Annotated in this window: 7 protein-coding genes; 1 reads left to right on the forward strand and 6 read right to left on the reverse strand. The window is 69.3% G+C overall.

All coding sequences use genetic code 11. The annotated features are described in order from the left end of the window. Positions 1-197 precede the first annotated feature (197 nt). From ACIBQ8_RS47015 to ACIBQ8_RS47040, 6 genes are all read right to left on the reverse strand, one after another. A complete protein-coding gene (locus ACIBQ8_RS47015; protein ID WP_397195401.1) occupies positions 198-524 on the reverse strand; it encodes a hypothetical protein in 327 nt (108 codons plus the stop codon). Between the two features lie 259 nt (positions 525-783). Beyond that, on the reverse strand, positions 784-1,938 hold the full coding sequence (locus ACIBQ8_RS47020) for an alpha/beta hydrolase family protein (RefSeq protein ID WP_397195402.1): 1,155 nt from the start codon (positions 1,936-1,938) through the stop codon (positions 784-786). 10 nt (positions 1,939-1,948) lie between these two features. Then, the gene (locus tag ACIBQ8_RS47025; RefSeq protein ID WP_397195403.1) at positions 1,949-3,370 is read right to left on the reverse strand and encodes a S41 family peptidase; all 1,422 of its coding nucleotides are present in this window, start codon (positions 3,368-3,370) and stop codon (positions 1,949-1,951) included. Continuing rightward, positions 3,367-4,413 (reverse strand): ABC transporter permease, encoded by a 1,047-nt coding sequence (locus ACIBQ8_RS47030; protein ID WP_397178866.1) that lies wholly within the window; start codon positions 4,411-4,413, stop codon positions 3,367-3,369. Before ACIBQ8_RS47030 ends, ACIBQ8_RS47025 begins: the two co-directional genes overlap by 4 nt. Next, positions 4,410-5,300, reverse strand: a complete 891-nt coding sequence (locus ACIBQ8_RS47035) for an ABC transporter ATP-binding protein (RefSeq protein WP_397195404.1) — start codon at positions 5,298-5,300, stop codon at positions 4,410-4,412. The genes ACIBQ8_RS47030 and ACIBQ8_RS47035 overlap by 4 nt, the downstream gene beginning before the upstream one ends. Beyond that, the gene (locus ACIBQ8_RS47040; RefSeq protein WP_352326697.1) at positions 5,297-5,689 is read right to left on the reverse strand and encodes a GntR family transcriptional regulator; all 393 of its coding nucleotides are present in this window, start codon (positions 5,687-5,689) and stop codon (positions 5,297-5,299) included. Before ACIBQ8_RS47040 ends, ACIBQ8_RS47035 begins: the two co-directional genes overlap by 4 nt. Before the next feature lie 223 nt (positions 5,690-5,912). Between ACIBQ8_RS47040 and ACIBQ8_RS47045 the strand changes: the two genes are divergently transcribed. Beyond that, a complete protein-coding gene (locus ACIBQ8_RS47045) occupies positions 5,913-6,128 on the forward strand; it encodes a hypothetical protein (protein WP_397195405.1) in 216 nt (71 codons plus the stop codon). Positions 6,129-6,335: the final 207 nt, after the last annotated feature.

Below are 6,335 nucleotides of genomic sequence, written 5' to 3' on the forward strand. Positions count from 1 at the left end.
CGTCGATGGCCTCGGGACCGCCCGGTTCGGCGGCGTGGCCAGCCTGATGGCCGAGGAGCAGAACCTCCATGGGCCTGCGCCTACGGGGCAGGTGGACAATTGCCACCAAAGCAGGTGGGGCCAGCCCTACCTCCGCAGTCCTGCGAACAAGGCAGACTGCAACGATGATCCGGACACGACCCGCACCCGGCAGCCGGTCAGCCGCCCTCGCGCTCAGAGCGGCGGCCGGCCCGGTGGACCTCCCGCCCGATCTCATCGCCCAGCACAGTCCAGTGCTCGATGAGTTCAGCCATGCCAAGCGGCGGACGTTCCATACCCATGGATCCGCGCCAGGCGCTTCGGCATTTCTTGCTGGGGGTCATACTCGAGATGCTCTGCGACAGGTAGTGCTTGCAGGCTTCCTCGGCCTTCGTGAACTCCGGGGTGTTGGATTCGTCTTCGTCGTTCTTCGCGAAGGAGCCGTCTGCGCCGGGGGCGGGGAACGACGGCACGCCGTTCTCGCGCATGCACTTGGCGAAGGCCACTGCATCGCCCTGCGACGCCCTGGACGCCTCGGTCCGGCCGGGTTCCTCGTCACCTCCGCAGGCCGCGGCGGCCAATGCGACTGCGGCTAGGGCGGACGGCCGCCGTGATGTTCCTGCGCGAGCGCCTCTGACCGGGGATGCCATCCATGTCGATCTCCATCGTCGTATGAATGTCCGAGGTCGTCGGGGCGTCGGTCGTCGGCGCTGCGGGGCGGGGTTGCGGTCGGCCTCACCCGGTTGCTCCACGGCGCGCGGGGATTCATGACCGACCGCAGGCCTCGGGGCAGAATTTGACCTCGGGGTAGCGTGATGACGGCTTGTCCATGAGGGGTTGCCGTTGGGATTTCAGATGCTGGTCGAGGAAGGCTGCCACGTAGGTGCGGGTGAGCTCGGCGGCGCGCGCCGCGGGCAGAATCCCGTACGCGGGCTTGATGCCGAGGGCGCCCGCCAGCAGCGGGCCGTCGGTGAAGGACTGGTGTTCGGCGCCCGACAGCACGATCCAGCGCTTCCACCCGGTCAGCAGCTTCCAGTCGCGGCCCCAGGAGGTGTCTCGGCCTCCGGGGATGTGCTGCGGCGAGCCCAGGAACATGAACGGCCGAGAGAATCCGCTCTTGGGGATGCGGGCGTAGGTGGTGCCGTCCATGTCGATCCCGGCGCGCACCCGGGAGTCCTTCACCATGGCCGCCAGGGCGCCGGCCCCGCCGATCGACTGGCCGACCATCGCGATCCTGGAGCGGTCGATCCGGTCGGAACCGTCCCACTGCGATGGCAACTGGTCGAGCACGAAGGAGACGTCGGCCGCCCGGCCCTGAACCACTCCCGTGCCGAAGCCCGGGTCGGCGTCACTGTCGCAGGCGAGGCATTCGGCGACCCGGCCGTCGGACAGGGTGGTGGCGTAGCTTTCGTAGGTGTGGTCGATGCCGGCCACGACGTACCCGCGGCTGGCCAGGTCCTCGGCCAGGGACGTGAGTGTGCTCATCGGCTTGGTGAAGCCGGGGGACAGCACCACCAGCGGAAGCTTCCGTCCCGCGGGTTCGGCGTCTTTGATGGCGTTCGTGCGCGTCTTGCTCAGCGTGTCGTCCGGCACGCCCGTGATCCCCAAGCTCTTCAGGGTGAGCTCCGATTCCCTCGGCGTCATGTACGGCGCCCGCTGCCCGTCCCGCTGCTTGGTCGGATACCACAGGGTGACCTTGAGCTCCCTGGCGTCGACGTCGAGGTTCCACGGATCGGGGCGGGAGGCGTCCTTCAGATACAGGGCGGTGGTTCCCACCGGCTGGTCGCCGGTGGGGGCCGGCAGGGTGGCCGGCCCGGTCGGCGTGGGCGACGGGGCGGCGGAGCGGGGCGGCGCGGGTGCGGAGCAGGCCGATGCTGCCAGGACGGCCAGTCCCGCGGCGACGGCCAGGAGGTGTCTCATCGAGCGGTCCTCACTGGTGCAGCAGGGTCAGGGCCTTGGCCAGGGCGGGGTCGCGCCCGGCGGCCGCGTCCTTCGGGGTCAGGGGCACGTGGTGGTCGGGCGGCACGCCGATCCGGTCGATCACCTCGCGGTTGGGCCCCAGGTGGTGCCTGGCGGGGAAGCCCAGCGTGGTGTTGTTGCCGAGCAGGTACGACTGCGCCGGGCCGGAGATGACGCCGGCGGTCCTGGTGCCGACCAGCCGGCCGATCCCCAGGTCCTTGACCGCGGAGCTGAAGTGCTCGCACGCCGAGGCGCAGCTGCGGTCGGTGAGCACCATCAGCGGCAGGTTGAGCAGCTCGACGGTGTCGTCGGTCCACGAAGTCTCGCACCTGCCCTCCACCGTGCACTGGTAGGCGGTGACCTTGCCGTGGGCGAACGCGCTCACCAGCCGGATCGCCTCCCTGGGGCTGCCGCCGCCGTTGCCGCGCAGGTCCAGCACGACGCCGGTGAGGGTCCGGCCGGTGCGCAGCCTGGAGATCGCCTTGAACACCCTGGTCGCGGAGTCGGGAGCGAACCCGCGCAGCCGCACATAGGCGATGTTGTCGTCCAGCAGCTTCGACTGCACCACTTGCAGGGTGGTCAGATCCCGCTGGTAGAGGCCGGGCTTGAGCGTCACGCTCCAGCGGCGGCCGGTGCTCTGCCGAAGGAGCCGCAGCCGGACCGGACGCGCCTGCGGATATTGCGGGTTGAGGGCCTCGATCGCGGGCGTGGCCTTCCCCTCGATGAAGGGCGCCGAGCCGTTGATCGATTCGATGATGTCGCCCGGGCGCAGGCCGGCGGCCTGCGCCGCGCCGCCCTGCACTTCGGTGACGAACAGCGGGGCCAGCGCGACGCCGGGGTTGCCCTCCACCTGCGGGCCGTTGACGTTCGCCTGGAGACCCAGGCCGTAGCCGTCGCCGTCGTAGGAGTCGGGGTGCCGCCCCCCTAGGTCGTGCGCCCAGTGGGCGTGATTGTCGCCGAGGCCGGCCACGATGGCCTCGAGGGTGACGACGGCCAGCTTGTCGCGCAGGTCGGGGACCTGATCGGTGATCTTGCGATAGACGGCCTCGAATGCGGTCCAGTCGGCTTTGCGGTCACCGGTCAGCGCCGGCATGGTGGCCTCGGGCAGATCGCGTCCATTGCGGTTGAGCTCTTGGGTCAGGGCGATGAATCCGGCGCCCAGCAGCGAGCGGGCGTCCAGCGTAGCGCCGCTGTAGTAGTTGCCGAGGATGCAGAAGTAGGCCTGCTCGATGACGTCGATCGTGGTGGCCGTCTCCGCCCCGGGAGGTGCCTGGGGCGCTGCGCAGACCGTGCCGGCTGCCGTGTTCGTCTGGCTGCGCGGCGGCGCGGGGGCTGTGCAGGCCGCTGCCAGGAGGAGGGCGAGCCCGGCGGTCGCGGTCCTGATGACGGTCATGACAGGCGCCTGCGGATCCACCAGAAGGACAACCATGTCAGGCCGAGGGTGAGCAGGGCGTAGATCCCGGTCTCGATCCACTGGAAGGGCCAGAAGCGCTCAAGGGGCTGGTAGGTCGCCTGCTGCCGGTAGCCGAGCCGGTTGATCTCGACTAGGCAGCCGTCCCCGGGGCCTGCTGGCGGTGCGCAGGGGCCCGATGTCGTGGAGACCTTGATGGCGGCTCCCTCGCCGCTGGTGGGGATCAGGCGTCCAGATGGGTCGAGCAGGTTGTTGGACAGGATCCAGGAGCCCAGGTGGCCGGGTACGGCCGGATTCAGGGAGAGCCGCGGGGGCGCGCCTCCGTCCCGGGGGATGTTGAGGCCGTCCACGTTCGTTATGCCGAGCTCGAAGGTAGAGGTGATCGGGGGCATCAGGTGGGGCCGGACCAGCAGCGGCATGGCGAGCTGGATCGCGGCGAAGGCGGCCAGGGTGAGGGCCATGGCGGGCAGCGTGCGGCGCACCAGCATGCCCACGGTGATGCCCAGGACGAAGGCGAAGGCCGCATACCCCATCGGGGCGATGCCACGCGCGCCGAACACCAGGGGAGCCATCAGGGCCAGGTCTTCAGCGGCTACTTTGTCCAGAGGGTCGGACCACCAGGTCACCATAAGGCCGCACAGGCCGGCGGCGGCCACGGCGACCAGGCCGGTGAGGGCGAGCTTGACCGCCAGCCAGCGGCCGCGGGTGATGCTCTGGTTCCACACCATCAGGTGCGTGCCCGCCTCCAGCTCGCGGGTGATCAACGGTGCTCCCCAGAAGAGCCCGACGAGAGCGGGCAGGAGCAGCACGACAAGGCTGACGGCCATGAAGGAGAACTCGTGCCCGCCGAAGAATTGGTCGTAGAAGCGGTCGCAGGTGTTGGCCGGGGTACAGGCGGCGATCCCAGCGGAGTATCTGGCGGCCAGGTCCGGGCCGGTCAGAGCCAGCGCGACGGCGAGAATGACGAGTACGGCGGCCATCATCGCGGCCGAGCCGCGCAGCTGGCGCCAGGTCAGCCAGATCATCGCTGCACTTCCAGGGCGACTCGCCGGTTCTCGGTGGCGTGCTTGTCCATGTAGGCCAGGACGATGTCTTCCAGGCTGAGCTGGGTGACCGCCCAGGCGGGGTCGTGGATGGGGGCGTCGGTGCGGATCACGTACGTGCTCTGCCGGTCGGTGTGGCTGGCGGAGATCACGTGCTGGTCGGCAGGGAGCCGGTCGGGACCGCGGCGCGGGCCGGTGAGCCGGTGATGGGTGGCCAGCAGCTTGTCGGTCTCCCCGGCCACCTGCACGCGGGAGTCGACGAGCACGATCAGGTAGTCGCACGTGCGTTCCAGGTCGGAGACCAGGTGAGAGGAGAGCAGCACGCTGAACTTGTGCTCGACGGTCGCCTCCATCAGGCCCTGCAGAAACTCGCGGCGGGCCAGCGGGTCGAGCGAGGCGACCGGCTCGTCCAGGATCAGCAGCTCGGGCCGCTTGGCCAGGCCCACAGTGAGGGCGAGCTGGGCGCGCTGGCCGCCCGACAGCTTGGCCGCCCGGTGGGCGGGATCGAGACCGAGTCGCGCGATTCGTTCGCGCGCCATGGGGGCGTCCCAGCGGGGGTTGAGCCGTGCTCCCAGCCGCAGGTGATCGGCGATGCTGAGCCCGGCGTAGGTGGGGGTGTTCTGGGCCACGAAGCCGACCTTGGCCAGCTGCGCCGGACCGCCGGCGGGCCGGCCGCCGAGCACGGTGATGCCGCCCGCCGAGGGCTGGAGCTGGCCGCTGGCGAGTTTCAGGAGCGTGGTCTTGCCGGCTCCGTTGGGGCCCACGAGCCCGACGACGTGGCCCGCCGGGATGTCGATGGTGCACTCGCGCAGCGCCCAGCGTCTGCCGTATTTCCTGCCCAGTCCCTGGGCCTGCAGGACCGCGTTCACGCTATGTCCTCCTGAGCGAAGGTCCGAAAGGTGGTCATGAAGAGGGCCTCGATGCTTTCCTCGTCGAGGCCGGCCCGGCGGGCCTTGGCCAGCCAGCGCTGCAGCTCCATCCGCAGCGGACCGTGCGCGGCCAGCGAGGTGTCGGTGAGCGTCGCCGTCACGAACGTCCCCACCCCCGGCCGGGCGGCCACCAAGCCCAAGTGCTCGAGCTCTCGGTAAGCCTTCAGGACGGTGTTGGCGTTGATCGCCAAGTGCGCCACCACCTCCTTGACGGTGGGCAGCTGGTCACCCTCGCGCAGCACGCCGAGCCGCAGCGCCTGCCGTACTTGCTGGACCAGCTGCAGATACGGCGAAACGCCCGACCTGCCGTCCAGATGGAACTCGATCACCTGGATCCTCCATATATCTAGCCTGCTAGCACTTTAGAGTTCCAGATGTTAAAGGAGCGTAAGCATCGCCGTGAAGGTCTTGCCCAGTGACACCCGAAGTGGTCCATCGCCCCAGCCCGACCGCGGCCCTACTACGCCGAGGCAGATCTTTGCCGCGCCGAATGACTGCCGCAGTACATGCCGCATTTACTGCGGCAATGGTCCTGGAGGCGTCACGGTGCACATGATCTACATCGACGACAGCGGGCAGAAGGAGTCCCGCCGTCGACAGATGGGCGAGCTCGTCTCGGTGGGCGGTGTGATCGTCCCCGAACCTGCGGTCGCGGGGTTCGCGTCCGCGCTCGACGGCATCCGCACGGAGCTGGAGATTCCCGAGGGCGAGGAGATCAAGTGGAAGCCTCACATGCCAGGCATCGGCGGGCGGACAACTGATCACTGAACTGCGCCAGCGGATGCTCCAGGCCGCCATCGACCAGGGCATCAAGTCTGCCGTCGTGGTGTGGGATCGCGGCCACCTGCCGTGGGAGAAGGCTGATGTCGAAGCCGAGATCGGGCCCTGCCCCCGAGGTGTGGACACCTTGAGTACCGGATGATGGAGATCCGGAGACAAGGAGTTCCACGTGGCGATGAAGTCGTATCCGCCGGA

This window comes from Nonomuraea sp. NPDC049646 (assembly GCF_044465525.1).
Taxonomy (GTDB): domain Bacteria; phylum Actinomycetota; class Actinomycetes; order Streptosporangiales; family Streptosporangiaceae; genus Nonomuraea.